The 26,444-nt window shown below is 38.1% G+C and carries 22 protein-coding genes and 2 pseudogenes; 4 read left to right on the top strand and 20 right to left on the bottom strand.

Annotated features, from left to right (window positions below; all coding sequences use genetic code 11):
- Window position 1: 1 nt before the first annotated feature.
- The gene (gene acnA, locus H7U02_RS05080) at window positions 2–2,665 is read right to left on the bottom strand and encodes an aconitate hydratase AcnA (RefSeq protein ID WP_110980971.1); all 2,664 of its coding nucleotides are present in this window, start codon (window positions 2,663–2,665) and stop codon (window positions 2–4) included.
- Between the two features lie 331 nt (window positions 2,666–2,996).
- Between acnA and nrdH the strand changes: the two genes are divergently transcribed.
- From nrdH to nrdF, 3 genes are all read left to right on the top strand, one after another.
- Complete coding sequence (nrdH, locus tag H7U02_RS05075; protein ID WP_004182714.1) at window positions 2,997–3,221, top strand: glutaredoxin-like protein NrdH; 225 nt, start codon at window positions 2,997–2,999, stop codon at window positions 3,219–3,221.
- A 90-nt stretch (window positions 3,222–3,311) separates the two neighbouring features.
- Window positions 3,312–5,471 (top strand): class 1b ribonucleoside-diphosphate reductase subunit alpha, encoded by a 2,160-nt coding sequence (gene nrdE, locus H7U02_RS05070; RefSeq protein WP_013990782.1) that lies wholly within the window; start codon window positions 3,312–3,314, stop codon window positions 5,469–5,471.
- A gap of 158 nt (window positions 5,472–5,629) precedes the next feature.
- The gene (gene nrdF, locus H7U02_RS05065) at window positions 5,630–6,589 is read left to right on the top strand and encodes a class 1b ribonucleoside-diphosphate reductase subunit beta (protein WP_014633295.1); all 960 of its coding nucleotides are present in this window, start codon (window positions 5,630–5,632) and stop codon (window positions 6,587–6,589) included.
- Between the two features lie 85 nt (window positions 6,590–6,674).
- On the opposite strand, the gene ileS is transcribed toward nrdF, so the two are convergent.
- The 18 genes and pseudogenes from ileS to H7U02_RS04980 all read right to left on the bottom strand — a co-directional run bounded on the left by ileS (window position 6,675) and on the right by H7U02_RS04980 (window position 24,163).
- Window positions 6,675–9,473, bottom strand: coding sequence for an isoleucine--tRNA ligase (gene ileS, locus H7U02_RS05060; RefSeq protein ID WP_110980973.1), 2,799 nt, complete (start codon window positions 9,471–9,473; stop codon window positions 6,675–6,677).
- A 245-nt stretch (window positions 9,474–9,718) separates the two neighbouring features.
- A complete protein-coding gene (locus tag H7U02_RS05055) occupies window positions 9,719–10,594 on the bottom strand; it encodes a DivIVA domain-containing protein (RefSeq protein WP_002890673.1) in 876 nt (291 codons plus the stop codon).
- Between the two features lie 44 nt (window positions 10,595–10,638).
- Window positions 10,639–11,451, bottom strand: a complete 813-nt coding sequence (locus H7U02_RS05050; protein ID WP_201042903.1) for an RNA-binding protein — start codon at window positions 11,449–11,451, stop codon at window positions 10,639–10,641.
- Window positions 11,451–11,708 (bottom strand): YggT family protein, encoded by a 258-nt coding sequence (locus H7U02_RS05045; protein WP_201042901.1) that lies wholly within the window; start codon window positions 11,706–11,708, stop codon window positions 11,451–11,453. The genes H7U02_RS05050 and H7U02_RS05045 overlap by 1 nt, the downstream gene beginning before the upstream one ends.
- Window positions 11,709–11,711: 3 nt before the next feature.
- Window positions 11,712–12,311: a cell division protein SepF gene (locus H7U02_RS05040; RefSeq protein ID WP_049528752.1), complete on the bottom strand. Its 600-nt coding sequence runs from the start codon at window positions 12,309–12,311 to the stop codon at window positions 11,712–11,714.
- 4 nt (window positions 12,312–12,315) lie between these two features.
- The gene (locus H7U02_RS05035) at window positions 12,316–12,999 is read right to left on the bottom strand and encodes a YggS family pyridoxal phosphate-dependent enzyme (protein ID WP_201042899.1); all 684 of its coding nucleotides are present in this window, start codon (window positions 12,997–12,999) and stop codon (window positions 12,316–12,318) included.
- A 2-nt stretch (window positions 13,000–13,001) separates the two neighbouring features.
- Window positions 13,002–13,160 (bottom strand): annotated as a pseudogene (locus H7U02_RS11700) (cell division protein FtsZ); the annotation flags it as partial.
- 74 nt (window positions 13,161–13,234) lie between these two features.
- Window positions 13,235–14,324: pseudogene (ftsZ, locus tag H7U02_RS05030) on the bottom strand (cell division protein FtsZ); the annotation flags it as partial.
- 28 nt (window positions 14,325–14,352) lie between these two features.
- On the bottom strand, window positions 14,353–15,729 hold the full coding sequence (gene ftsA / locus H7U02_RS05025; RefSeq protein ID WP_002890666.1) for a cell division protein FtsA: 1,377 nt from the start codon (window positions 15,727–15,729) through the stop codon (window positions 14,353–14,355).
- A 126-nt stretch (window positions 15,730–15,855) separates the two neighbouring features.
- Window positions 15,856–16,998: a cell division protein FtsQ/DivIB gene (locus tag H7U02_RS05020; protein ID WP_037600923.1), complete on the bottom strand. Its 1,143-nt coding sequence runs from the start codon at window positions 16,996–16,998 to the stop codon at window positions 15,856–15,858.
- A gap of 9 nt (window positions 16,999–17,007) precedes the next feature.
- Window positions 17,008–18,078, bottom strand: a complete 1,071-nt coding sequence (locus H7U02_RS05015) for a UDP-N-acetylglucosamine--N-acetylmuramyl-(pentapeptide) pyrophosphoryl-undecaprenol N-acetylglucosamine transferase (protein WP_156685200.1) — start codon at window positions 18,076–18,078, stop codon at window positions 17,008–17,010.
- A gap of 3 nt (window positions 18,079–18,081) precedes the next feature.
- Window positions 18,082–19,434 carry a UDP-N-acetylmuramoyl-L-alanine--D-glutamate ligase gene (murD, locus tag H7U02_RS05010; protein WP_049554182.1) on the bottom strand — a complete coding sequence of 451 codons (1,353 nt, stop codon included), beginning with the start codon at window positions 19,432–19,434 and terminating at the stop codon, window positions 18,082–18,084.
- Between the two features lie 127 nt (window positions 19,435–19,561).
- Window positions 19,562–19,831, bottom strand: coding sequence for a DUF3165 family protein (locus H7U02_RS05005; protein ID WP_002890660.1), 270 nt, complete (start codon window positions 19,829–19,831; stop codon window positions 19,562–19,564).
- A gap of 19 nt (window positions 19,832–19,850) precedes the next feature.
- Complete coding sequence (gene typA / locus H7U02_RS05000) at window positions 19,851–21,701, bottom strand: translational GTPase TypA (protein ID WP_002884130.1); 1,851 nt, start codon at window positions 21,699–21,701, stop codon at window positions 19,851–19,853.
- Between the two features lie 140 nt (window positions 21,702–21,841).
- Entirely contained in the window at window positions 21,842–22,810 is a 969-nt protein-coding gene (locus H7U02_RS04995) for an ROK family glucokinase (protein ID WP_110980978.1), read from the bottom strand.
- Complete coding sequence (locus tag H7U02_RS04990) at window positions 22,803–23,009, bottom strand: YqgQ family protein (protein WP_002890657.1); 207 nt, start codon at window positions 23,007–23,009, stop codon at window positions 22,803–22,805. Before H7U02_RS04990 ends, H7U02_RS04995 begins: the two co-directional genes overlap by 8 nt.
- Window positions 23,010–23,116: 107 nt before the next feature.
- Window positions 23,117–23,554 carry a Fur family transcriptional regulator gene (locus H7U02_RS04985; protein ID WP_107372893.1) on the bottom strand — a complete coding sequence of 146 codons (438 nt, stop codon included), beginning with the start codon at window positions 23,552–23,554 and terminating at the stop codon, window positions 23,117–23,119.
- An 87-nt stretch (window positions 23,555–23,641) separates the two neighbouring features.
- Complete coding sequence (locus H7U02_RS04980; RefSeq protein WP_037600458.1) at window positions 23,642–24,163, bottom strand: Dps family protein; 522 nt, start codon at window positions 24,161–24,163, stop codon at window positions 23,642–23,644.
- A 109-nt stretch (window positions 24,164–24,272) separates the two neighbouring features.
- Between H7U02_RS04980 and H7U02_RS04975 the strand changes: the two genes are divergently transcribed.
- The gene (locus tag H7U02_RS04975; RefSeq protein ID WP_110980979.1) at window positions 24,273–24,929 is read left to right on the top strand and encodes a prepilin peptidase; all 657 of its coding nucleotides are present in this window, start codon (window positions 24,273–24,275) and stop codon (window positions 24,927–24,929) included.
- Window positions 24,930–24,958: 29 nt separating this feature from the next.
- On the opposite strand, the gene H7U02_RS04970 is transcribed toward H7U02_RS04975, so the two are convergent.
- Complete coding sequence (locus tag H7U02_RS04970) at window positions 24,959–26,350, bottom strand: serine hydrolase (protein WP_110980980.1); 1,392 nt, start codon at window positions 26,348–26,350, stop codon at window positions 24,959–24,961.
- Window positions 26,351–26,444: the final 94 nt, after the last annotated feature.

Below are 26,444 nucleotides of genomic sequence, written 5' to 3'. Positions count from 1 at the left end.
ATTAGGCTCCCTTCAATTTTTTTCTTACAACCATTGGTAAGATACCACCATTTTTATAGTAGCGAATATCAGCATCTGCATCGAAGCGTACCAAGGCTTTAAATGTTTTGGTTTGTTCAGGTGTTAAAGCTGTAACAGTGATAACATCATGGACACCTGGATTTTCTGAAAGATCAAAGCTAAAGGTCTCATGTCCTGTCAATCCAAGACTTTCAGCATTTTCCCCTTCCATAAATTGTACTGGTAAAATCCCCATCATAACTAGATTTGAACGGTGAATACGCTCAAAACTCTCAGCAAGCACTACTTTCACACCAAGGAGATTTGCACCTTTAGCAGCCCAGTCACGACTAGAGCCCATACCATAATCCTTACCAGCAATTACAAGCGTATCTTGATTAGCTTCTTTATATTTCATAGCAGCATCATATATAGGTAGAATATCACCATCATATTTAGTATATCCACCAATTTTTCCATCTGCTAGCTCATTCTTGATACGAATATTAGCAAAAGTTCCTCGCATCATGACTTCGTGATTTCCACGACGGCTACCATAAGAATTAAATTCTTGATAATCAACACCATTCTCAGTCAAATAACGAGCTGCTGGGCTATTTCTGGCAATATTACCCGCTGGAGAAATATGGTCTGTTGTAACCGTATCTCCAAATTTAGCCAAAACCTTCAAATCATCCAATGGTTTAATACTCAAATCATCTCCTAAAGCATCAAAGTAAGGTGGGTTTTGAATATAGGTAGAGTTTTGATTCCATTTATAATTTTGACTTTGTTCAGTAGGAATGGCATTCCACTTCTCGCTATCAGAAAAGACACTGGCATATTCATCTTGGAAGAGTTGACGGGTGACGTATTTATCAACATAAGTCTCAATGTCATCACGAGAAGGCATAATCTCCTCTAAATAAACAGCTTGACCATTGTCGTCAAAGCCTAGAGGCTCAGTTGTCAAATCAATATTCGTGTTACCAGCCAAGGCATAAGCAACAACCAATGGTGGACTAGCCAAGAAATTCGCTTTAACAAGTGGATTAATACGCCCTTCAAAATTACGATTTCCTGACAATACAGCACTCGCTAGGAGGTCATTGTCTACAATAGCCTTAGCCACTTCAGGACGTAAATCTCCAGAATTACCAATACAAGTTGTGCAACCATAACCTACCAAGTTAAAGCCAAGCTTATCTAGATAGGTTTGCAAGCCTGAAGCTTTGAGATAACCTGTAACGACTTTAGATCCAGGCGCCAAAGAGGTCTTGACTGTTGGAGAGACTTTGAGCCCTTTCTCAACCGCTTTTTTGGCTAAAAGACCGGCTGCCATAAGAACGTAAGGATTAGAGGTATTGGTACATGATGTGATTGCTGCAATGGCAACATGACCCGTTTGAATTGTTTCTGAATGACCCTCAAAATCAACTTTTGCAGTTTTTGCTAACTCTTCATTATCCAAACCGAAACCACGGACACCTGCGTCACGTACCACTGCATCTTGAAATTCTTGCTTAGCATCAGATAAGAGAATCAAATCTTGTGGACGTTTAGGACCTGAGATAGAAGGTTTAATAGATGACAAATCGACTTCAACAATCTTAGTATACTTGGCTTCTTTACTTGGATCATAGAAAAGATGATTGGCTTTTGTATAGGCTTCAGTGACTTGGATATGTTCCTCATCACGATTAGTTAAACGCATGTAGTTAAGAGTCTCGTCATCAATAGGAAAATAACCACAAGTCGCACCATATTCCGGTGCCATATTAGCGACAGTAGCACGGTCAGCTAGAGATAAACTCTTCAAGCCAGGTCCAAAGTACTCAACAAATTTACCAACCACATTTTCAGAACGAAGCACCTGAGTAATCTTGAGAGCCAAATCTGTTGCTGTGGCAATTTTAGGCAGCTCTCCTGTCAGATGTACACCAATAACCTCTGGAATTGGGAAATAAGACGCTTCACCTAGCATAGCTGCTTCAGCTTCAATTCCACCAACACCCCAACCAAGAACGCCAATACCATTAATCATAGTCGTGTGACTATCTGTACCAAACATAGAGTCAGGATATAGGAGCCCATCATTTTCAATAATGACATCACTCAAAAATTCAATATTAACCTGATGAATAATACCTGTTGCTGGTGGAACAGCACGGTAATTTTCAAAAGACTGTTCGGCCCACTTAAGAAACTCATAGCGCTCGTTATTACGTTTAAACTCTAGATTGATATTATCTTCAAGAGCAGTATCACATCCATATGAATCAACTTGGACAGAGTGGTCGATGACCAAATCTACTGGAATCTCGGGATTAATAAATTCGGCTTTACCTCCATTAGCCACTATAGCATCACGCATGGAAGCTAAATCAACAACAACAGGAACCCCTGTAAAATCCTGTAAGATAACACGACTTGGTTTAAAAGGTACTTCAGAAATTGTTGGAAAATTCGGAAATTTTATTAGATCAGAAATGTGAGATTCCTTAACATCGACACCATCTTTTTTTCTGAGGAGACTTTCAAGTAGTATTCGAATGGTATAAGGTAGTTCTCCGACCTTAACATCATGAGATTTTGCTGCTTTTTCGAGATCATAGAAAGAGAATGTCTTACCATTTACAGTTAGATTTGAACAGTATTCTTGCATACTTGAACCTCCATTAGTTAAAAATTTTCTTTATTCTACACTGTTATTTTTGAAAAAACAAATAGAATCGGCATTTTGATGTTATATTACATAACATTTATAGTGAGATATTTCTTTTTTAGCCATTTTCATAAACAAATTCTATTCAATTTAGAGAACTTAAAAAAGCCTTTGAAACACAAGATATAGGGTTGTGTTTCAATACTAAACACAAAATATTGTATTTCCTTAAGATATTTAGCTTGATTTTTCCCAATATTTTGGGTATTCTATTAGAGTTGAAAAAGTGACTCCTAGTCACTTAAAATCTTTTTATAAAGGAGTATTTGCAATGGCAAAGATTACATTGTTTTCTAAAAACAACTGCATGCAGTGCAAAATGACTAAAAAATTCTTGGAAAAGGAAGGTGCTGATTTCGAAGAAATCAACATTGATGAACAACCAGAAAAAATCGATTACGTAAAAAGTCTTGGTTTCACTGCTGCTCCAGTTATTGAAGCAGGCGATATCGTCTTTTCAGGTTTTCAACCGACTAAACTTAAAGAAATCCTTTAATTATCAAGTTTTTAAATAGAAAGGAACTTGTTTGCTTAGTTTAATATTTTAACCTTAATATACTATTAAACTGAGCCTGGTATCTGTATTATGTCTTTAAAAAATCTTGGCGATGTCTCATACTTCCGCCTCAACAACGAAATTAACCGTCCTGTTAACGGTCAAATTCCTTTGCATAAGGACAAAGAAGCACTTCGTGCCTTCTTCCTTGAAAACGTTAAGCCAAATTCAATGGCATTCAACAGCATCACAGATAAAATTAATTATTTGATTGAGAACGATTATATCGAGTCTGAATTCATCGGTAAATACGAACCTGCTTTCATCGAAAAGTTGTCTGCAGAAATTCATTCTCAAAAATTCCGCTTCCAATCTTTCATGGCAGCCTACAAGTTCTACCAACAATATGCCCTCAAAACAAACGATGGCGAGTCTTACCTCGAAAGTATTGAAGATCGCGTTCTTTTCAACGCCCTTTACTTTGCTGATGGTGATGAAAACCTTGCTAGTGACCTTGCTAACGAAATGATTCACCAACGTTACCAACCTGCTACTCCTTCATTTCTAAATGCTGGACGTAGCCGTCGTGGTGAACTCGTGTCATGTTTCCTTATTCAAGTAACGGATGACATGAATTCAATCGGACGTTCTATCAACTCGGCCCTCCAGTTATCACGTATTGGTGGTGGGGTAGGTATTAGCCTATCTAACCTACGTGAAGCTGGTGCTCCTATCAAAGGTTATGCTGGGGCAGCCTCTGGTGTCGTGCCTGTTATGAAGCTTTTTGAAGATAGCTTCTCTTACTCAAACCAACTTGGCCAACGTCAAGGTGCTGGTGTTGTTTATTTGGATGTTTTCCACCCAGATATCCTTGCCTTCCTTTCTACTAAGAAAGAGAATGCTGATGAGAAGGTGCGTGTTAAGACACTATCACTTGGTGTTACAGTTCCAGATAAATTCTACGAGTTGGCACGTAATAATGAAGATATGTACCTCTTCAGTCCTTACTCAGTCGAAAAAGAGTACGGTAAACCATATAACTACATTGATATTACAGCTATGTACGATGAGTTGGTTGCCAATCCAAATATCACAAAAACCAAGATTAATGCCCGTGAGCTAGAAACTGAAATTTCTAAACTCCAACAAGAATCAGGTTATCCATATATCGTCAATGTTGATACAGCCAATCGACACAATCCAATCGATGGTAAGATTATCATGTCCAACCTCTGTTCTGAAATTCTCCAAGTTCAAACACCAAGTGAACTTAACGATGCACAAGAGTTTGTTAAACTCGGTACAGACATTTCATGTAACCTCGGATCAACTAATATCCTTAACATGATGACTTCACCTGACTTTGGTCGTTCGATTAGAGCTATGACACGTGCGCTTACCTTTGTTACAGATAGCTCAAGTATTGATGCTGTACCATCTATCAAAAATGGTAACCAACAAGCTCATACCTTTGGTTTAGGAGCTATGGGGCTTCACTCTTACCTTGCTAAACACCATATCGAGTATGGTAGCCCCGAATCTGTTGAATTCACTAATATCTACTTCATGCTTATGAACTACTGGACTTTGGTTGAATCTAACAATATTGCCCGCGAACGTCAAGAAACCTTTGTCGGTTTTGAAAAATCAAAATATGCTGATGGTTCTTACTTTGATAAATACGTTACAGGCCAATACGTTCCTAAATCTGACCGTATCAAAGAACTTTTCGATGGTCACTTCATCCCACAAGCCAAAGATTGGGAAGAACTACGTGAACTCGTTAAGAAAGATGGACTCTACCATCAAAACCGTTTGGCTGTTGCACCAAATGGTTCAATCTCTTATATTAATGACTGTTCTGCTTCTATCCATCCAATCACACAACGTATTGAAGAACGTCAAGAAAAGAAAATCGGAAAAATTTACTATCCGGCCAACGGTCTTTCAACAGACACAATTCCTTTCTACACTTCAGCCTACGACATGGACATGCGTAAAGTTATCGACGTCTATGCCGCTGCGACTGAACACGTTGATCAAGGTTTGTCATTAACCCTATTCTTGCGTAGTGAGTTACCAAAAGAAATTTACGAATGGAAAACAGAAAATAAACAAACAACTCGTGACCTTTCTATCCTTCGTAACTACGCCTTTAACAAAGGAATTAAATCAATCTACTACATCCGTACTTATACAGATGATGGAGAAGAGGTTGGTTCTAACCAATGTGAGAGCTGTGTCATTTAAGATAGTGATTTAACGATAGCAACTTCACTACTCTTATTTACAAAATGCATTAAAAGGTCGGTTCGCCGACTTTTTTAATAGATCAACTCAAAAAAACTATATCATGATTTTGAATTATGATAAAATAGTAACGATATCAATAAAGAAAGAGGTTTCTAATGGAAACTTACTACAAAGCCATTAACTGGAATGAAATCGAAGATGCGATTGATAAATCTACCTGGGAAAAATTGACCGAGCAATTTTGGCTAGATACACGAATCCCACTTTCAAATGACCTTGATGACTGGCGTAAACTTTCAGCTGAAGAAAAGGATTTGGTTGGAAAAGTTTTCGGTGGTTTAACATTGCTAGATACCATGCAATCTCAAACAGGTGTTGAAGCCATTCGTGCAGACGTCCGTACACCTCATGAAGAAGCTGTATTGAACAACATTCAGTTCATGGAGTCTGTTCACGCCAAATCTTACTCTTCAATCTTCTCAACTTTGAATACAAAATCTGAAATTGAAGAAATTTTTGAGTGGACTAACAGTAACGAATACCTTCAAACTAAGGCGAAAATCATTAACGATATCTATGAAAATGGAACGCCTCTTCAGAAAAAGGTTGCTTCAACATATCTTGAAACTTTCCTTTTCTATTCAGGGTTCTTCACTCCACTCTATTATCTTGGTAATAACAAGCTAGCTAACGTCGCTGAAATTATCAAGCTCATTATCCGTGACGAATCTGTTCACGGAACCTATATTGGCTATAAATTCCAACTTGGATTCAACGAATTGCCTGAAGAAGAGCAAGAAAGTTTCCGCGAATGGATGTATGATCTCCTCTATCAATTGTATGAAAATGAAGAGCTCTACACTAAATCTCTTTATGACGGTGTTGGATGGACTGAAGAAGTTATGACTTTCCTTCGTTACAACGCCAACAAGGCTCTTATGAACCTAGGACAAGATCCACTCTTCCCAGATAGTGCGAACGATGTTAACCCAATCGTTATGAATGGTATTTCTACAGGAACATCTAACCACGACTTCTTCTCTCAAGTTGGTAATGGTTACCTTCTAGGAACTGTCGAAGCCATGCAAGACGATGATTATAACTACGGACTATAATAAAAAACTAGCTGAGCTAGTTTTTTATTGTGTTCAATACTATATTCGAAAAACAAATAGAAAAAGAGTTCACGGTGAACTCTTTTTATTTTGCTTTTACTTCAAAACCTTCTGCTACACCTTCAGCAAAGTTTTCTTCAACAATGCTAGCACAGTGATCACAGATAGTTGCGTTGTAGCTACGTTCTTTAGTAGTTGGATCGATACGACGACAACGATCACAGACATCACCTTTAGCACGTTCTACTGTGAATGCCACACCTTCAAAGCTTACAGCAGATTCAGGTGCTTCTCCTTCAGCAATAGTCAATGCTGAAACAATCAAAAGTTGAGCAAGGTTAGTGTTCAAACCTTCAAGAAGTTCTTTGACTTCAGCATTAGGATAGATTGTCAAATGAGCTTCAAGCGATTTACCGATAACTTTTTCATTACGAGCTTCTTCCAAAGCTTTTTGAGCTTGGCCACGGAAATCCATGAAGGCATTCCATCTTTCAAGAAGTGCATCTTGACCCACAAAATCTTCTGCTTCTGGCAACTCTGACAATTGAACATAGTCTTCTGTTTCAAATTCAAGATATGACCAAATTTCTTCTGCAGTGTGAGGAAGGATTGGTGTCAATAGTTTTGTGATTTTAACAAGAATATCGTAGAAGACTGTTTGCATTTGACGACGTTCAAGTGATTCCGCACTCTCAATATAAACCACATCTTTGGCAAAATCAAGATAGAAGGCAGACAACTCAACGTTAATAAAGTTAACTAAGGCTTTGTAGATAGTCAAGAACTCAAAGTTTGCATAGGCATCACGAATAGTCTTAACCAATTGGTTAAATCGAATAGTCATGTACTGATCTACAGAACGCAAGTCTTCAAAGGCTACAGCATCAGTTGTTGGATTGAAGTCAGAGGTATTGGCAATCAAGAAACGAAGTGTGTTACGAATCTTACGATAAGATTCTGATACTTGGCTAAGGATATCCATTGAGATACGAACGTCATTAGTTGTATCAACACTTGTTACCCAAAGACGAAGAATTTCAGCACCAAATTGTTTCTCAACATCACTAGGAGCAATTGTGTTACCAAGCGATTTAGACATCTTCTCACCCTTACCATCAAGCGCAAAACCTTGAGACAAGAGTTGTTTATATGGTGCAACACCATTATTGGCAACAGATGTAATAAGGGATGAATTAAACCATCCACGGTATTGGTCTGAACCTTCGAGATAGAGGTCAGCTGGATAAGTTAACTCAGGACGGTTAACAACAACACCGTTCCATGATGAGCCTGAGTCAAACCATACGTCCATAATGTCAGTTTCTTTAGTAAACTCGCCGTTTGGTGAGCCAGGATGTGTAAAACCTTCTGGAAGAAGATCTTTGGCATCACGTTCCCACCAAATAACTGAACCGTGTTCTTCGAAAAGTTTAGCTACATGTTCGATAGTTTCTTCAGTCATGATCGGTGTTTTATCTTCAGCATAGAAGATTGGGAGTGGCACACCCCAAGCACGCTGACGAGAGATTACCCAGTCACCACGGTCACGAATCATGTTGTAGAGACGAACTTTACCCCACTCAGAATGGAATTTAACTTTTTCAATCTCATCCAGAATCTCTTGACGGAATTTAGAAACAGATGCAAACCATTGTGGTACTGCACGCCAGATGATTGGTTTCTTCGTACGCCAGTCGAATGGGTATGAGTGTGAGATTTCTTCTTTGGCAAGGAGTAAATCGCCGAGTTTTTCCATAACAATTGGAGCCACTTTATCGTAGAACTGACCTTCAAAATCAGGTCCAGCATTTTCCATCATGATACCACGCTCATTAACGGTTACGGCAACTTCAAGACCATTAGCAATACCTACGTTATAGTCATCCTCACCAAAACCAGGAGCCGTATGGACGATACCTGTACCTGAATCTGTAGTAACGTGGTCACCAAGAATAACAAGCTCATCAACTTCTGTATCCCATGGGTGTTCAGTCACAATTTTATTTAATTCTTCACCACGGTATGATTGAAGTACTTCCACATCTGTCCAACCGAATTTCTCAGAAAGACTATTAAGTAATTCAGAAGCAACAACAAATTTACGGTCTTCTCCGGCAGGTTTTACGAGAACGTATTCGATATCAGCACCAACAGTCAAACCACGTGAAGCTGTTACTGTAAATGGTGTTGTTGTCCAAACTACGATATATGTATCTGTGTCTAGTACTCCTTTACCATCCTTAACCTTATTGGCATAGTAAAGTGAAGTTGAAACTAAATCATGGTACTCGATTTCGGCTTCAGCAAGTGCTGACTCTGATGACCATGACCAATAAACTGGTTTTGCACCTTGATAGATGTAACCTTTTTTAGCCATCTCACCAAATACACGGATTTGTGCAGCCTCATAGTCTGGTGTCAAAGTAACATATGGGTTATCCCAATCAGCCGAAACACCAAGACGTTTGAAATCTTCACGTTGTTTGTCAACCTGTGAAAGTGCATAATCGCGACACATCTTAAGGTATTCAGCACGATCAAGTTCTTTACGTTTCACACCTTGTTTTGCCAACACTTGTTCAATTGGAAGACCATGCGTGTCCCAACCAGGAACGTAAGGAGCATAGAAACCAGACATTGATTTTGAACGCACAATGATATCCTTAGAAATTTTATTCATCGCATGTCCAACGTGAATATTACCATTGGCATAAGGAGGACCATCATGAAGAGTGAAGTGAGGTTTACCTTGGTTCAACTCTTGACGACGTTGATACATCTTGACATCTTCCCACTCTTTTTGCCAGATTGGTTCTTTGTTAGGAAGTCCAGCTCGCATTGGAAAGGCTGTCTTACCTAGATTTAAGGTTTCTTTGAGTTTCATTATATCTCCTCTTTAATTTAATTTACTAAATAAAAAGAACCTTCATCAAAAAGGACGAAAGCTCGTGGTACCACCTTAATTCAGAGCAAAAGAATTTGCTCCCTCATATGTCCGTAAGGAGGACCATCCTTCTAACTTACTTATTTCAGTTAGAATGCTTGAAAATGATAACTATCCAAATAGGGAATGTGGGACTCACACCATCTCCCACTCGCTGTTAATATACTTGGTAAGTTGTATTTTTCTTATTCGCTAATATTCAATTTAAACGTTTGTGTTTCGTTTAGATTAATTTCACCTGTTGTCTCAGGTTGCAAATCAAAATCTTCATCTACTGGTGCTGAAGTTGGGAAATCTGCCACTTCACTCTCGAAAGTGTCTGGAATACCAAACTCAACTGGAGTTGAAACAACTTCGTTTGTTTCATCAACTTCTGGACTAGAGAAATCTTCAACTTGCTTATTACTTTCAGCAACGCGACGTTGAAGTTCAGCCATTTCATCAGGAGTGAATTGACGAGTTGCATCAAATGAAGCTGCATCATTTGAATCAGGTACATGCTCATCCAAAACTTTTTCAACAACTTCTTTAAAGGCAGCATCTGAATTTTGAAGATAAATAGCTGTTGGTTGCAACAATTCACCCCATTCTGGAGCACTTGCTAAGCTAAGCTGACCTTCAACTGCAGCCAATAGGCGTTGGTGGAAGACACGACTTTGACGTTTAAGTTCTTCTGTTTCGATGGCAACACGTTTGGCTTCATCTGTTGCATCACGAAGAATTTCAGATGCCTTAGATTTAGCTTCTTCAACCAAATGAGTAGCATTGAAGTTAGCCTTATTAATCAAGTTAGCTGATTCGTCAGCCGCTGAAGCTTTAACTTTTTCTGCTGTTTCTTGAGCCAAAATAACTGATTGACTCAATGATTCTTTCATTTCATCAAAATAAGCCAATTTTTCTTCAAGCTCTTTTACACGAGCAGCAAGTTCACGATTGTCACGAACTAAATCTTCATAATCGTCTACAATAATATCAAGAAATTCATCAACTTCTTGCTCATTATATCCACGAAATTTAGTTGTAAACTGTTTATCTTTAATATCAAGTGCTGTAATAGCCATTACAGGCCTCCTTTATTTTTCATTACCATATTTAATGGTTTAAATTAAATAACTACTTTTTTTCTCCGTCTTAACAGACTTTCAATAACGATTTTAGCTTTTCCGGACTTTGAAAATCCATCTTGTTGAGCTAGTCGAAATCGACCATAACCTCTAACCGAAATCATATCACCAATAATAACCGCCTGATCAGCCTTCTCAACTTGTCTATAATTTAATTTTACTTTTCCTGAAGCAATAAGTTTTAAGGCGTTAGAACGAGATAAGTTTAATACCGTCGCCAACACATTATCAAGACGCATACTGGAAAGTAAGACAAAAGTTTTTGAATACTTTTCTTGATTTGAAATCCAATCGTCTTTACTTACTTCTTTTAGAGTAATCGAAACATTACCAATCTTAGTAATAGTCATTATCGCATAACTTGCTAAATGAGAAGCAATGTAAAATTGAACACGTCCTTCTTCATCAAGAATAATATCTCCAAATACTTGACGATCAAGACCAAGCTGATTAATCAGTGCTCCCAAAACTTTTGGGTGTGTCAACTTATTGAACTGTCTCGCATATGAGATTTCTAATCGTTTAATTTCAAAGTCATCTTCTTCAAGCTCGTAATATTCGGGAGCAAGTATCACTCTTCCATACTCTTCAGATTCAAGAGTTGAACTCACAAAAAATTTTAAATTGTAATAATGAGCCAACTCTTCAACAATCTGAATTTCACGAGGGTTCAAGAAATCAGTTAAGTAAGGACTGTACCTCTCATCAACTAAATGACAAAATCCCCTAACCTTCTCTAGAAAAGGCCGTTCATCTAACGAGTAATGCTGTTCAATTTTTTTAATATCTGACATCAGAGTAGAATAAATCTAAGAATTCTAAGTGAAAAGTTTAGTAGAAGTACAATTACGATTATTGAAAAATCAATACCAGCAAAAGCTAAATTCAAGCGACGAAATGGTGCGAGAATCGGTTGAACAATTTGTCTAATGATTCTTCCAAGTCTAGTATCATAAGCTCCTGGAAACCAGGATAACAAAGCATAGACTACAAGAAGAATCTCTATCACGTTAACAACACGTGCCCAAATAACATAAAGTAATACTGACATCACTTAACGTCTCTTCATGTCGAAGTCAAAATTAGCTTCTTGGTTGCCGTGAGCCAAACCAATCTCTTCAATGTCAACTACGACATTAATTGGCGTAAGCAAATACATTGAAGAGCCGACTTTTTGCAAGTTGCCTGTAAGTACCTTGCTAGCACCATCAATAAAGTCAAGACAACGACGAGCTTGCGCTTCCAACATATATTGAAAATCGATTAAAACACATTCATTTTCAATCAATAGTTCTACAATTTCCTGAGCATCTTCATACTTTTTAGGATATTTAATTGCAATTGTTGTTTTAGTTGTATTCATTTGTTGTGGTCCCTGATTTGCTTGTGAACGACTCAGAGGTAAACTACGAAGGACTTGAGTTTCCTGTAAGTCTGAATTAACATGTTGGCGACGAGGAGGGACTGTTGCCTGAGAACGCTCAGGTTGACGTTGCTGACGAGGAGGTGGTGTCTGCACAGGTCTCTGTGCTTTTACTGGACGTGCTTTTACTGGACGTGCTTTAGCCTCTTCTTTAGCAGCATCTTCATAATCTGTTACTTCGTCGGTATCAAAATATGAAACAATTTTATCAATTGCGTCTTTTAATGCCATAAGGTTATTCTCCGTTCTCTTTAAAGAATGCACTGCCTATTCTGACAAAGGTTGATCCATTCTGAATAGCCATGTCATAGTCTCGACTCATCCCCATGCTTAACTGATCACAAGGAACATTCTTTAGTTTTTTCTCTTGAATTGATTGTCTAAGCTCATTTGTCTCAGAAAAAATCTTATCAAGTTCTTGAGCATCTGCATCAATTGGAGCCATAGTCATTAGTCCAACTATACAAATGTTATCAAGATTTTCAATTTGTTTTAGAACAGTATCAAGTTCTTCAGCTGAAAAACCATGTTTTGATTCCTCCCCTGAAACGTTAACTTGTAGGAAGCAATTAATAGTATGGTCGGCACGCTTTTGAATTTCCTCTGCTAATTTAACAGAATCCAAAGCATGAAAATAATCAACTAAATTAATAACATCCTTTACTTTACGACGTTGCAAGGTACCAATAAGGTGCCAAGTCAAATCATAATTTTTTAAAGCTTGATACTTATCTAAGAATTTATCAACACGATTTTCAGCAATGTGCTTAATTCCCGTTTGAACCAATTCCTCAGCGACATCACTTGAAACATATTTGGTTACGGCAATAATATTGACTTCATCACTAGAGCGATTAGCCTTTTCACATGCTTCTTTTACCGCTTGATAAACATTATTTTTATTCTTTTCTACAGTCATTATTAACGATTTTTAAAGAATGGTGGTGTCTCTAATTCATCATCATCTTCGACATCACTTGAGAATGTAGACATAGTCAATTGACTATCTAGTTGACCAGTTTCAGGACGAGAAATATTATCACGTCTCAAATCCCAATTACCAAAAGCTGACTGCTCCTGTTGAGGAGCTGCCGCTGCAGGACGAACTCCTGGTTGTGGCATTGAAGGTGTTTCATTATAGTCAAAATTTGGTTGACGTTCAAATGAAGGTTGAGAGACTGGACGTTGTTCTTCTTGAACAACTTGTTGAGTAGGAGCTGATGGTTGTGAAGGAGCTGTAGTCACTTTACGTGGTTGAGCTTTGATACCAGATACTTTTTCAGCACGATCTTTGCGAACACCAGTTGCAACAACTGTTACACGGATTTCATCTTTCAATGTATCATCGATTGATGTACCAAGCCAAATGTTAACACCGTTACCAGCTGCTTGACCAACAATTTCAGAAGCTTCTTCTGCTTCTGTAAGCGTCATATCAAGACCACCAGTTACGTTAACGATAACATCTTCTGCACCATCAATAGTAGTTTCAAGAAGTGGTGAATAGATTGCTTTGCGTGCAGCTTCAACAATACGTTCTTCACCAGACCCAATACCGATACCCATAAGTGCATTACCTTTATTGGCCATAACTGTTTTCACATCGGCAAAGTCGAGGTTAATCAAACCTGGGTTAGTGATAAGGTCAGTAATACCTTGAACCCCTTGACGAAGAACATTATCTGCTTCACTAAGAGCTTCAAGAAGTGGTGTTTTCTTATCAACGATTTCAAGAAGGTTATTGTTAGAGATAATAAGAAGAGTATCAACTTGCTCACGCAACTCTTGAATCCCTTCGACAGCAAAGGCACCACGTTTGTTACCTTCAAATCCAAATGGACGTGTCACAACTGCAACTGTCAATGCACCCAAACTTTTCGCAATACGTGCAATAACTGGTGCTGCCCCTGTACCAGAGCCACCACCCATACCAGCAGTGATAAAGACCATATCAGCTCCTGTAAGAGCTTCTGTAAGTGTTTCTTCACTTTCTTCAGCTGCCTTACGACCAACTTCAGGTTGACCTCCGGCACCAAGGCCACGAGTCAATTTAGGACCCAATTGGATTACTGTTTCTGCTTTAGAAGAACTGAGTGCTTGAATATCAGTATTAGCTGCAATAAATTCAACACCAGCAAGACCTTCTTCAATCATTCGGTTGATGGCGTTTCCGCCACCTCCACCGACACCGATAACTTTAATTACCGCACCTTGAACTGATGCGCTATCAAATGAAAAACTCATTTTATTTCCTCGCTTTTACTAGATTCAATTAATCAAACATACTGCCGAAAATTCCACGAACACGATCACCAAGTTTTTGTTTTTGTTCATGATTTTCTTCTTCAACTGGCAGAGGTACCTCAATAGTGTTCTCAACAGGAATAGGATTTGGTTGAGGAGCCACTCGAGGTGCTGGAGCAGGAGTTCTATCAAAACTCAAGGAAGGAGTCTCATTGTCGATTGGTTTACGACGAAGATACTCTTCACCAGACACAGCCTGTTGCGCGATGATGTCAACTTCTGTAAGAAGACCAACATACTCAACAAGACTAATCACATTTGCAAACATTGGATTACGGATACCAACTTGGTTTGGCACGTAAAGTTTAACATTTGTTTCAAAAATCTCTTGAGCAACTTCAACCACACCTGGCATGATAGCTGTTCCACCTACAAGGACAATGCCACCAGGCAAATCAAGTAGACGTCCTCGAGTCAAGTCTTGTTTAACTCTATCAAGGATATGCTTCACACGAGCTGAGATAATCTCAGCAAGGTATTTTTCTGTAATTTCAACAGGTGAATTCTCACCTACAACCTCTACTTGGACAGTTTCTGTTTCGCTTGCTTCTTCAATATCTGCATTACCAAAATTGAACTTAAGCGCTTCAGCAATCTGCATTGAAGTCTTCAAAACTTTTGAAATATCCTTAGTGATGTACTCGCCACCTTCAGAATAAATATTGGTAAATTGAAGTTCTTGAGCACGCATGCTTGCAACAGTTGTTTGACCGCCACCCATATCAATAACAGTAGCACCAAACTCACGTTCACCTTCATTTAGAACAGCACGTGTCATTGCAAGAGGAGAGATGATAATATTCTCTACTTGAATACCAGCACGTTCAACTGTCTTACGAAGGTTGTGAAGAATTGTCGTTGGTCCTGTATAAATGAGACCTCTCATTTCAAGACGAATCCCCATCATTCCACGAGGATCACGAATTCCTTGGAAGCCATCAACAATAAACTCTTCAGGAACTAGTGAGATAACCTCACGCTCAGGTGTAATGCTCTTTGTCAAGGCTGAGCGAACAACACTTTCAACATCTTCATCTTTGATTTCTTTTGATTCACTTGTTACAGGAATCATACCTTGCGTAGGCTCAATTTGAAGAAGATTAGCTGGAAGCCCAACGTTCACTTGCTCAATAACAATCCCAGCTTTTTCCTCTGCTTGTTCAATAGCTGTTTTGATTGTTTTCGCTGCAGCGTCAATGTCAACAATGATGCCATCTTTCACACCAGAACTCTTAACATTACTTACCCCGATGACATTCATTGATCCATCAATAAACTCAGCAACAAGAACCTTAATCGAGCTAGTTCCTATATCTAATCCTGTAAAAAAGCCATCTCTAGCCATTCACTCGACCTCTCAATCTTTCCATTCAATATCTTTGTAAACTGTATAAAAACAGAATTATTCGGATACTATTGTACCATAAAAAAACGTAAAATGTCAGCATTTTACGTTTTTTATTATTCAATATTAGCCTTGAGCAGGGGAAGGACGAAGAGTTGTTTCTTGACCAACAGTTGGATTTTCCTGTCCTTGAATACCCGGATTTTCAGAATTAGACTCTCCCTCAGAATGCTGTTCAGTTGATGTTGTAGTATCTTGATCTTCTTCAGAAGTTTTATTTTCTTCCTTTTTATCAGTCTTATCTTTGTCTTTCTTTTTATCCCCATCAGTTTTTGATGATTCAACCTCAGGAGTCGTTGTATAAAGTCCAACTTCCATATCAACAATACTTCCATCTGAAAGTTGGCTCTTAATTTTCTCGTAGTAAGGGAGCTTAACCGTTAATTGAGAAAGAGGAACACGAATGGAATTGCCATCATACAACTCAATCGTTAGTAAATCTGAAGTTGCTTTAGTTGGCGTAAGATTAATAATTTGAATATTATTCTTGATTTTTGAATCAAGTTTATTCAATTCTTTTACTAAATCTTCGATTTTCTTCTCGTCATCCATCTTTAAAGTGATGAATTTATCAGGTAGATTGCTAGTTGAAACCGTTCCTCCTGTCTTACCACTTTCAAGAATAGAAACATAACCATTTGTAGTTTGACGATAAGCAACAATTGGGTATTCTTTTACTGCAATATTAAATTGATTTGGAAAACTATAAGTTACTGTAGCCTTTTTAACCCAAACATTGGTTTTTTCAACAGTTGATGCAACCTTTCCTTGGTTGAAAAAGACATGAGTGATATAGTCTGTATCAAGAATTCCACTTGCAACTTTCACATCTTCTGGTAGAGCATTTTTTGTTCCTGATACAGTGAGAACCTTTTGTTTTGACCAAGGTGAAATAAAGAAAAGTGAAAATACGATTAGGATTGCAGCGATAAAAATAACTAGTCCCGCAAGATTTTGTTGTGCAATTGGAATATTACTACTCGTATTCCCTTTTTTTCGTTTCCTCTTTTTGGTCTTTTTTTTCTTTCTAACCTTCTTTTTCACTGGTGGCTGGCTCTCATTTGAAGTCGCTCCTTCTGAATGAACGACCTTCCCATTCGCAAATTCTTCAGAATCTCCGGTTTCTTTTTTTCTCAAAAATTCGAGGTTTCTCTTCTGCCACTCTGTGAGAACTTGTTTTTCTTGTGATTCTTGATCCTTTTTTGCCATGAAATTCCTTTATTTTTTTGAAATACTAGTCACTAATAGGTTATAAAAATCATCAGGAGAAGTAATTTCCTCAGATTTAGCCATAGCTTCTTTGTAAGTCTCTGCATGTTCAACAAGTTGTTCAAGCTCATGATTTAAGGTTTCCCAACTTAACTCTGCTTCCTGTAATTGACGTGCGTAACCTTTTCGTTCAAAATAGGCAGCATTTTCAAGTTGGTCTCCTCGGCTAGCTTCTTTCCCTAAAGGAATAATTAAATGAAGTTTTTTCATAGCTAACAATTCAAAAATCGTATTTGAACCACCACGAGTGACAACTAAATCTGCCGTATCCATAAGAGGTTGATACAAATCTGTCACATAATCAACTCTATAAAGATGACGTTCTAAGGTATTCAATGAAGAGTCTCCAGAAATATTAATGACATTATATTTTTCAGTCAGTTGTGGAGTATTACTAATAAAATCATTAAATACCTTTGCACCAGCTGATCCACCTATGAAAAGGACAGTTTTTAACTTGTCATCAAACTGTACTTTAATCTTATCCAGAGTATCAGACTGATTGGACGTTGCCATCCCTACCTTTGTAATAGCACCTATATGTTTTGTCTTCGCCAATCCTTTAGATTGTTCAAAAGTCGTAAACATAGTAGTCGCAAATTTATAGGCAATCTTATTGGCCAAGCCCATAGAAAGATCAGACTCATGTACATATACAGGAACGCCTAATAACTTAGAAGCAATTACCGGTGGCACTGAGACAAATCCACCTTTTGAAAAGAGTGCTTGAGGACGAATCTTGGCAATAATTGCAATTGACTGTAGAATCCCCCAACCAACTTTAAAGACATCCAACATATTTTGCCATGAGAAATAACGACGTAGTTTACCTGTAGCAATACTATGGAATGTCACATCCAAGCCAGATTTATCAATTTGCTCGTGTTCAATTCCGTGCTTATCACCAATATAGTGCACTTCCCATCCATCTTTTAGAAATTTTGGAATTAAGATAAGATTTAAAGTCACATGTCCAACAGTTCCACCACCGGTAAAAACAATTTTTTTCGCTTTTGCCATAGCCTATCCCTTCAATTGCTCAACAGTTGTGATAAATTCGTCACCACGCACTTCGAAATTCTTGTACATATCCCAGCTTGCATTTGCAGGGCTCAACAAGACAACATCTCCTGCACTGGCTTGATCAAAAGCAATACGTGTCGCATCTGCCACATCTTTGGCATCAAGATAAGTTACTCCTGCTTTATCAGCAGCACGCTTGACACGAGGAGCTGATTCCCCTAAAATCACCATTTTCTTAAGATCGGTAATGTCAGGAATGAGTTCATCAAATTCATTACCACGGTCCAAACCACCAGCAATCAAAATGACTTTACTATTATCAAAACCAGAAAGTGCTTTTTGTGTCGCTAAAATATTAGTTGACTTACTATCATTATAGAATTTCACTTCATCGATAGTATCAACGAATTGGAGACGGTGCTTAACACCACCAAAACTTGCGAGGGTTTCCTTTATAGCTTGGTTTGAAATACCTGACAATTTTGCTACAGCTATAGTTGCCAAGGCATTTTCAACATTGTGACTACCAGGAACGCCAATTTCATCAGCTTGCATCACTAATTCACCTTTGAAGTAAAGAGCACCATTTTCAAGATAGGCACCATCTACTTTTTCCACTGTTGAGAATGGAACTACTTGTGCCTTAGTTTGTGTAGCTAATTCCTTAGCTAAATCTTGATTGAAGTTCAAAACAACAAAATCATCCACAGTCATTTGATTTTGAATATTCCACTTGGCAGCCACATATGCTTCAAAACTACCATGATAGTCAATATGTGTCGGCATCAAGTTAGTAATCACAGCAATATGTGGATGGAAGCTGTCAATCCCCATCAATTGGAAAGAAGACAATTCCATAACTAAGGTATCTTGATTAGTTACTGACTGTGCAACTTCTGACGCAGGGAAACCAATATTCCCAGACAAGACACCTGATTTACCACCATGATTTAGGACATCAGCAATCATAGTTGTCGTTGTTGTCTTACCATTTGACCCTGTAATACCGATAATAGGTGCTTCAGATACTAGATAGGCCAATTCCACTTCAGTCCAAACAGGAATACCTTTTTCTAGTGCACGAGCTACCATTGGATTGTCATAACGAATTCCAGGATTTTTCACCATTAATTCAAAATTTTCATCCAAAAGTTCAAGAGGATGTCCGCCGCAAACAACCTTAATGCCTTCTTCAAGAAGGGCTTGAGCCGATGGATTTTCCTCAAATGGTTTACCATCATTTACTGTGACAATAGCACCCAACTTAGCCAATAGGCGGGCAGCTGCTTCGCCAGATTTAGCCAAGCCAAGGACCAAAACTTTTTTATTTTCAAATTGTGTTACTGATTTCATAATTCGTCCATTCTCTCAAATTGTATCATAATCATTTTACCCTTTATCCCAAGCTATTTCAAGGAGTTACCTCTTCTTGGTAAAAGAAAAAGCCAATCTATCAGACTGACTTTTAATCTCATGCTACTTATTTATCCTCATGCTCAGCTTTTTCATGATTAAGCTCCGACATGGCGAAAAAATCTTTCAAGGTGAAATAGCTCAATACAAGCATTCCAACTGTAACAAAGAACTCACCAGGTAGGCTGAAGAATTTAATGATTGATAGCACTGCCAAAAGTAGGAGCAATGCTAAGGTAGCCATGACAAAGAGAAGATTCATGGTGTTTTTTACCGACTTTGGTGCAATAAAGAAATAGAATGATGCAATCAATACAGCAACAATCAGATAAAACATCTCTTCTCCTCTCTATATATTATTCAGCTTCTGCTGCTTTTTTCTTACGTTTATTGGCTTTATCACGCTCTGCTTTATTCAAAATTTGTTTACGCAAGCGGATAGATTCAGGCGTTACTTCCATGTATTCATCATCATCCAAGAATTCAAGTGATTCTTCAAGAGTCAAGATACGTGGAGTCTTGATAACTGCCGTTTGGTCCTTAGTTGCTGAACGCACGTTTGTCATTTGTTTTGCTGTAGTGATATTGACACCAAGGTCATTTTCACGAGCATTTTCACCAACAATCATACCTTCATAAACTTCAGTACCTGGGTTAACAAAGATTGTACCACGTTCTTCAATACGCATAATTGAGTAAGTTGTCGCTTTACCTGTATCGATAGAAACGAGGGCACCACGGTGACGTCCACCAATTTCACCAGCAACAACTGGCAAGTATTGGTCGAAGGTATGGTTCATGATACCGTAACCACGTGTCATAGACAAGAATTCAGTAGAGAATCCGATAAGTCCACGAGCTGGTACAAGGAAGATAAGGCGAGTTTGACCGTTACCAACCATTTGCATATCAAGCATATCACCTTTACGTTCTGAAAGGGCTTGAATGATAGAACCTTGGTACTCTTCTGGAGTATCAATTTGAACACGTTCAAATGGCTCACATTTCACGCCATCAATTTCTTTGATGATAACTTCTGGACGAGACACTTGAAGTTCGTATCCTTCACGACGCATTGTTTCAATAAGGATAGACAAGTGCAATTCACCACGACCTGATACAGTCCATTTATCTGGAGAATCAGTTGGATCAACACGAAGAGAAACGTCTGTTTGCAACTCTGCCAAAAGACGCTCTTCAACCTTACGTGATGTCACGTGTTTACCTTCACGGCCGGCAAATGGTGAGTTATTCGCCAAGAAAGTCATTTGAAGTGTTGGTTCGTCAATACGAAGAACTGGCAATGGTTCAACAGCATCAGTTGGTGTAATTGTTTCACCAACGAAGATGTCTTCCATACCTGAGATGGCAATCAAATCACCAGCTTTTGCTTCTTCAATTTCACGACGTTCCAAACCAAAGAAACCGAAAAGTTTAGTAACACGGAAGTTCTTTGTTGTTCCGTCAAGTTTTGAAAGGGTAACTTGGTCACCAACTTTTACAGTTCCACGGAAGATACGTCCAATACCGATACGACCAACGAAATCATTGTAGTCAAGAAGCGACACTTGGAATTGAAGAGGTTCATCTGAGTTATCTACAGGAGCTGGGATGTGATCAATAATAGTGTCAAAGATTGGAGCCATAGTGTGCTCTTGATCAGCAGGGTTATCTGACAATGATGATGTACCGTTAATCGCTGACGCATACACAACTGGGAATTCCAACTGATCATCATCGGCACCAAGCTCGATGAAGAGTTCAAGAACTTCATCAACAACTTCTTCAGGACGTGCTGATGGTTTATCAATCTTGTTAACAACAACGATAGGTGTCAAGTTTTGCTCAAGCGCTTTTTTCAGCACAAAACGTGTTTGAGGCATTGTACCTTCGTAGGCATCGACAACAAGGACAACCCCATCAACCATTTTCATGATACGTTCAACTTCTCCACCGAAGTCCGCGTGACCTGGTGTATCCATGATGTTGATACGTGTACCGTTATAAGCAACAGCTGTATTTTTGGCAAGAATTGTAATTCCACGTTCTTTTTCAAGATCGTTTGAGTCCATTGCACGCTCATCAAGCTCTTTACGCTCATCAAGAGTGTGTGATTGTTTCAACAATTCATCAACAAGTGTTGTTTTACCGTGGTCAACGTGGGCAATGATGGCTACGTTACGGATATCTTCTCTAAGTTTAGTCATTTTTTCCTCTTTAATTTTTATTTCAACTTTTAAAGTATACCACATTTTCAACAAAATGGCAGAGCTCAGCTGATTGTAAACGTTTTTCAACAAGAAAAAGGTGCTGTCCACCTATAATTGGTCAGACACACCTTCTGTCATTAGTTATCAATTGTAAGTGCAAGACTAGCAGCTCCAATAATACCAGCATCATTTCCAAGCTCTGCTAATTTCACTTTTGTTGTACGGCGAACTTGTGGGAATGCATAACGTGTAAAGTATCCTTCAACACGGCTACGCAAGAATTCACCAGCTGCTGAAACACCACCACCGATTACAACTGAATCTGGGTTAAGAATGTTTGAAATGTTTGCTGTTGCAAGTCCGAGGTATTGAGAGACTTTATCAACAATGCTATTAGCAAACTTATCACCTTCAGCAGCAGCTACGAAGATATCTTTACTTGTCACTTGCTCACCATTATCTACAGCAGCTTTAATAGAAGAGTTCCCTTCGTATCCTTCTGCCAAATGACGTGCTAAACGTACAACACCTGTTGCTGAAGCTACAGTTTCCAAACACCCCTTGTTTCCGCATGTACATTCAAATCCTGTTTCAGGTTCAACAATAATGTGACCAATTTCACCACCAGCACCGGCAACACCATGAATTAAATTACCATCAGCGATAACACCGCCACCAACACCTGTACCCAATGTTACAAAGACAACATCTGGATTGTTAGCACCAGCACCAACCCAACGTTCCCCCAGTGCAGCCACATTAGCATCATTATCAATAGCGAATGGAATACCAAGTTCTTTTTCAATGACAGAGCCAACTTCTTGAGTATCTGCCCAGTTCAAGTTAAAAGCACCCGTTACTGTTTTATTTTCACGGTCAACTGCACCTGGAGATCCCATACCAATTCCAATGAAGTCTTCAGCAGTAAGTCCATACATTTCCAAACGGTGTTTCAAAGATTCTACAATGTTAGGAACGATGTGGCGACCATTTTCAAGCGTATTTGTCTCAATAGCCCATTTTTCTTGCACTTCACCTTCCGAAGTCAAAATACCAAACTTAACAGTTGTTCCACCAAGGTCAATTCCTAAGAGTTTTTTAGCCATTTTCTTTCTCCATTTCAATGCGATGTTCACGTCGTAAAATCATTTCAGCAGTAAGATAGTTGTCCTTGTCCACTAAACCATTCTGGTAGAGGGCTTCTAATTCAATCTTCATCATTTCGATATCATAGAGCCTTTTCCCTAGGTAAACCACTATGCCAAACTGTTTCAACAACTGTTGAACGTCATATAAAGTTTTCATAGCAATATTTTAGCAAAAAGCTTCTGCCATGACAAGATAGTTTTGAAAACCTTTACAGATTATTGTATACTTCAAGACTTAAAAAACCTAAGTCATTAAGACTCAGGTTATTGACAGTTTGGGCAAATTCCATGTAATATCATCTGTTCACGAGTAATGCGAAAACCAATTTGTGATTCTACCTCTTCCTTGAAAGACGGAATTGGTAGGTCTAAGTCGGTAATGTGACCGCATTTTTCACAAACAATATTTAAGTGATCATGTCCCATAAAATCATAATAGGTTGTATTATCATTATTAACCTTAATTTCAGAGACAATTCCTTCTTCAACCAATACCTTCAGGTTGTTATAGACTGTCGCCAAACTCATCCCAGGATTGTCAGGGAGAAGATCATAATATATCACATCTGCACTAGGATGTTGATCAGACATCATCAAATAGCGAATAACAGCTTTACGAGATTCCGTCAACCGAATTCCCTTAGCTTTTAACTGATTTAGGACATCTTCATAAACGCCTAGACTACGTCGATGCTCAGACATATCTCCGCCTCCCTTCTTCTAAAAGTATTTTACATCTATTATACACTTTTAGAGGAACTCTTGACAATCATCTTAACTCAAAAATGCTTATCTCAAGCCTGGCGCTTGTCCAAGCTCAGCAGTCAACATCCAGATTGTCTTATCAATTTCAGATTTAGCTGCAGTGAAGATATCATTTGAAGGAGCATCTCCTTCTTCATCTGTGATATCCAAACCAACTTGGAACAATACTGACAAATATTTGTATGTATCAACCAATAATTGAATTTGATCAGACATTGGCTTATCAAATGTACCAGTAGTTTCAGTCAAGCCTGAATTAGATGAAAATTCTACCAAAGTTGAGTATGGTTCCCCACCGATAGTAATCAAACGTTCACTAATAACATCAAGATGAGCATTCAAACTATCCATCAATTCATCCATTTTTGGATGAAGATAGAGGAAACCAGGACCACGCATATACCAATGAACTTGGTGAACAATTGAAGCTGCTACAGACAAATCAGCAACTGCTTGATTCAAAACTGCTTTAGTTTTTGTATTTGTTGGAGTTTCAGCTTGTTGGTTAACTGTTTCATTGATTGTTTCTTTAATTGAATCTACCATATTAATTCTCCTTATTTAGAATTACTATTATTTACACTTTTATTTTAGAATATTTCTAAATAATATGCAAGTGAAATGCTTTTTCTCATTCTTTTTCGAATAATTAGGTATGTTAAGCATTATTTATTTTTTTCTAGGAGCCTCCTTAGGCTCATTTATCGGACTAGTTTGTGATCGTTTTCCTGAGAACTCGATTATTTTTCCTAGTAGTCACTGTAGCCATTGCAAGCATCAGTTGCGTTTTTCCGAGATGATTCCTATCCTCTCACAACTTTTCTTAAGATCTCGATGTCGTTCATGTCAGTCTCCTATCCCTTTTCGTTACCTCTTTATGGAAATATTTTGTGGGGTAATATGTCTTCTATATTTCTATGACTTTTTAAGTCTTGAAGTAACCTACTTTCTTTACTTCAGCCTTTGTTTATCTATTTTTGATTTGAAACAGAAATCCTATCCACTTCTGATTTGGATAGTTGGAACAGTCCCACTCCTATTCATGGGCAACTATTACCTCACATTTGCCATAGGGATAATCCTCGCTTTCCTTTCTTTTATAAAACATCTAAACATTGGGGAAGGTGATTTTCTCTACTTAGCAAGTGCCTCACTTATTTTCCCATTTTCAAAAATACTTCTAACTATCGAGCTTGCGTGCCTATTAGGGCTAGCGTACTTCCTTATACGAAGAAATCTTAAGGAATGTATCGCATTTGTCCCATTTCTTTTTCTAGGGATTGTACTTCTTACCTTTTATTCAATTGTATAGAAAAAAGCCGATAAACTCGGCTTTCTTTATTAGTTCATATTAACACGGTGCCACTCATTAATAACATAAGAGAGCATTCCTAATTGTTGGAGACCCCAACCGCTGATTTCATCTGAATTTTCAGTTGATCCACCAAGGTAACGTGTATAGATTGCAACCATATAAGGTGTATCTTCCATAACGATAGCATCAACGTTAAGTGCTTCACGGACATAACCTGGTTTTTGATAAATTGTCAGATTAGGAAGATATGTCTTGTAGTACTCATTAGGGAATGACTCACCAATGTAGTGGAGAATATCCTTGTAATTATCTTGGTGTTTCCAAAGGTAATCCAAAACTTGGATGTAATAATCCGTCGTTGTCTTATTACCATGCATTTGGATAGTTTTCACTTCACCTTTTGATTTACCGTATTTATCGAGCATGCCATAGAATTTTTCCATACCACCAAGGCGCTCCGCCAAAGCGTAGGCAGGAGTATTCTCAGAGTAAACAAGAGAGTACTCTTGCATTTCTGGAATAGTCATTGAACCACCGAAAGCAGCAACATAATTATCATGTTCACCTTGGTATTCATACTCAGTATTAGTAATATCAAAACGTTCAGTTAAAGAAAGTTTACCTTTGTTAACCTCATCCATGACAAGCATGTTTAGTGGCAATTTATAAGTTGATCCTGCAGTCATTGGCTGAGTATCATTCATAGAGAATTGCTCATTTGTCTTGGTATTTTTATATGAAAAGGCAATTTGGCTAGACTCGATACCTTGGTCAGCCATAAAAGCTTCAACCACTTGGTTCAATGTCATGTTAGCATAATCATAATACAATCCATTACCATACATGGTATCTGCATCTGCTTCCATGACTGCTTGTTTAGCTTCGGCTGATTTATTAGTTGGAGTTACTTTTTCCTCTTTTTCTTTGTCTTCTTTTTTAGTGACTTTAGAACTAGAGCCGAAGATATTTCCAAGGCTACCGGTGTGACCAGCTTTTTTCCCACGTCCTGCTAAAGCAAGCATGGCAACAAACAAAAGTATTACCAGAACACCTAGGAAGGCTAAGATAAGATATGCTTTTTTATCATCACGAGATGATTTTGATTTAGATTTCTTAGAGCGTTTACTTCTAAGTGCCAAGGTTTCAGTTTTTGTTTCTTTTTCCTTGTGCTCAACTGGTACTACTGTTTCTTCAGCTACTTTTTTGTCTGCTGATTTTTTAGAAACCTTTTTTGTATCTTTTTTCGCTTCTTTTTTGTTGGCCTTTTTAGCGCCTTTTTTGACATCTTTTTTAGTATCTTTAGTGTCTTTCTTGACGTCTTGTTGAAGGTCTTGTTTTACCGAATCTTTCTTTTTATCTTTAGTTTTTCGGCGACTTCCACTGTACTTCTTGCTTGAATGTTTTTTCTTTTTTTTCATAACAATAATAGTTTAAGCTATAATTCACTAAAAAGCAAGGAGATTTTACAATCATATTACAAAAAATTATCCCCAATAGTGAGGATAATTTTAA

It is taken from the genome of Streptococcus sp. 3.1 (genome assembly GCF_016648915.1).
GTDB lineage: Bacteria > Bacillota > Bacilli > Lactobacillales > Streptococcaceae > Streptococcus > Streptococcus salivarius_E.
This window is presented reverse-complemented; position numbering and strand designations above follow the sequence as displayed.

Excerpts from the sequence above, each read along its gene's own strand:
- H7U02_RS04980 (WP_037600458.1), bottom strand. The coding sequence starts at position 24,163 with ATGGTAGATTCAATTAAAGAAACAATCAATGAAACAGTTAACCAACAA.
- H7U02_RS04990 (WP_002890657.1), bottom strand. The coding sequence starts at position 23,009 with ATGAAAACTTTATATGACGTTCAACAGTTGTTGAAACAGTTTGGCATA.
- H7U02_RS04985 (WP_107372893.1), bottom strand. The coding sequence starts at position 23,554 with ATGTCTGAGCATCGACGTAGTCTAGGCGTTTATGAAGATGTCCTAAAT.
- H7U02_RS05015 (WP_156685200.1), bottom strand. The coding sequence starts at position 18,078 with ATGGCAAAAGCGAAAAAAATTGTTTTTACCGGTGGTGGAACTGTTGGA.
- murD (WP_049554182.1), bottom strand. The coding sequence starts at position 19,434 with ATGAAATCAGTAACACAATTTGAAAATAAAAAAGTTTTGGTCCTTGGC.
- ileS (WP_110980973.1), bottom strand. The coding sequence starts at position 9,473 with ATGAAACTCAAAGAAACCTTAAATCTAGGTAAGACAGCCTTTCCAATG.
- H7U02_RS05040 (WP_049528752.1), bottom strand. The coding sequence starts at position 12,311 with ATGGCATTAAAAGACGCAATTGATAAAATTGTTTCATATTTTGATACC.
- ftsA (WP_002890666.1), bottom strand. The coding sequence starts at position 15,729 with ATGGCTAGAGATGGCTTTTTTACAGGATTAGATATAGGAACTAGCTCG.
- H7U02_RS04975 (WP_110980979.1), top strand. The coding sequence starts at position 24,273 with ATGTTAAGCATTATTTATTTTTTTCTAGGAGCCTCCTTAGGCTCATTT.
- H7U02_RS05045 (WP_201042901.1), bottom strand. The coding sequence starts at position 11,708 with ATGTCAGTATTACTTTATGTTATTTGGGCACGTGTTGTTAACGTGATA.
- H7U02_RS05020 (WP_037600923.1), bottom strand. The coding sequence starts at position 16,998 with ATGGCAAAAAAGGATCAAGAATCACAAGAAAAACAAGTTCTCACAGAG.
- H7U02_RS05055 (WP_002890673.1), bottom strand. The coding sequence starts at position 10,594 with ATGGCTATTACAGCACTTGATATTAAAGATAAACAGTTTACAACTAAA.
- typA (WP_002884130.1), bottom strand. The coding sequence starts at position 21,701 with ATGACTAAACTTAGAGAAGATATCCGTAACGTAGCCATCATTGCCCAC.
- H7U02_RS04995 (WP_110980978.1), bottom strand. The coding sequence starts at position 22,810 with ATGGCTAAAAAACTCTTAGGAATTGACCTTGGTGGAACAACTGTTAAG.
- acnA (WP_110980971.1), bottom strand. The coding sequence starts at position 2,665 with ATGCAAGAATACTGTTCAAATCTAACTGTAAATGGTAAGACATTCTCT.
- H7U02_RS05005 (WP_002890660.1), bottom strand. The coding sequence starts at position 19,831 with ATGTTTTATCTGATTGTTGCTGTATTGATTGCATCATTCTATTTCTTT.
- nrdH (WP_004182714.1), top strand. The coding sequence starts at position 2,997 with ATGGCAAAGATTACATTGTTTTCTAAAAACAACTGCATGCAGTGCAAA.
- nrdE (WP_013990782.1), top strand. The coding sequence starts at position 3,312 with ATGTCTTTAAAAAATCTTGGCGATGTCTCATACTTCCGCCTCAACAAC.
- H7U02_RS05050 (WP_201042903.1), bottom strand. The coding sequence starts at position 11,451 with ATGTCAGATATTAAAAAAATTGAACAGCATTACTCGTTAGATGAACGG.
- nrdF (WP_014633295.1), top strand. The coding sequence starts at position 5,630 with ATGGAAACTTACTACAAAGCCATTAACTGGAATGAAATCGAAGATGCG.
- H7U02_RS05035 (WP_201042899.1), bottom strand. The coding sequence starts at position 12,999 with ATGACTGTAGAAAAGAATAAAAATAATGTTTATCAAGCGGTAAAAGAA.
- H7U02_RS04970 (WP_110980980.1), bottom strand. The coding sequence starts at position 26,350 with ATGAAAAAAAAGAAAAAACATTCAAGCAAGAAGTACAGTGGAAGTCGC.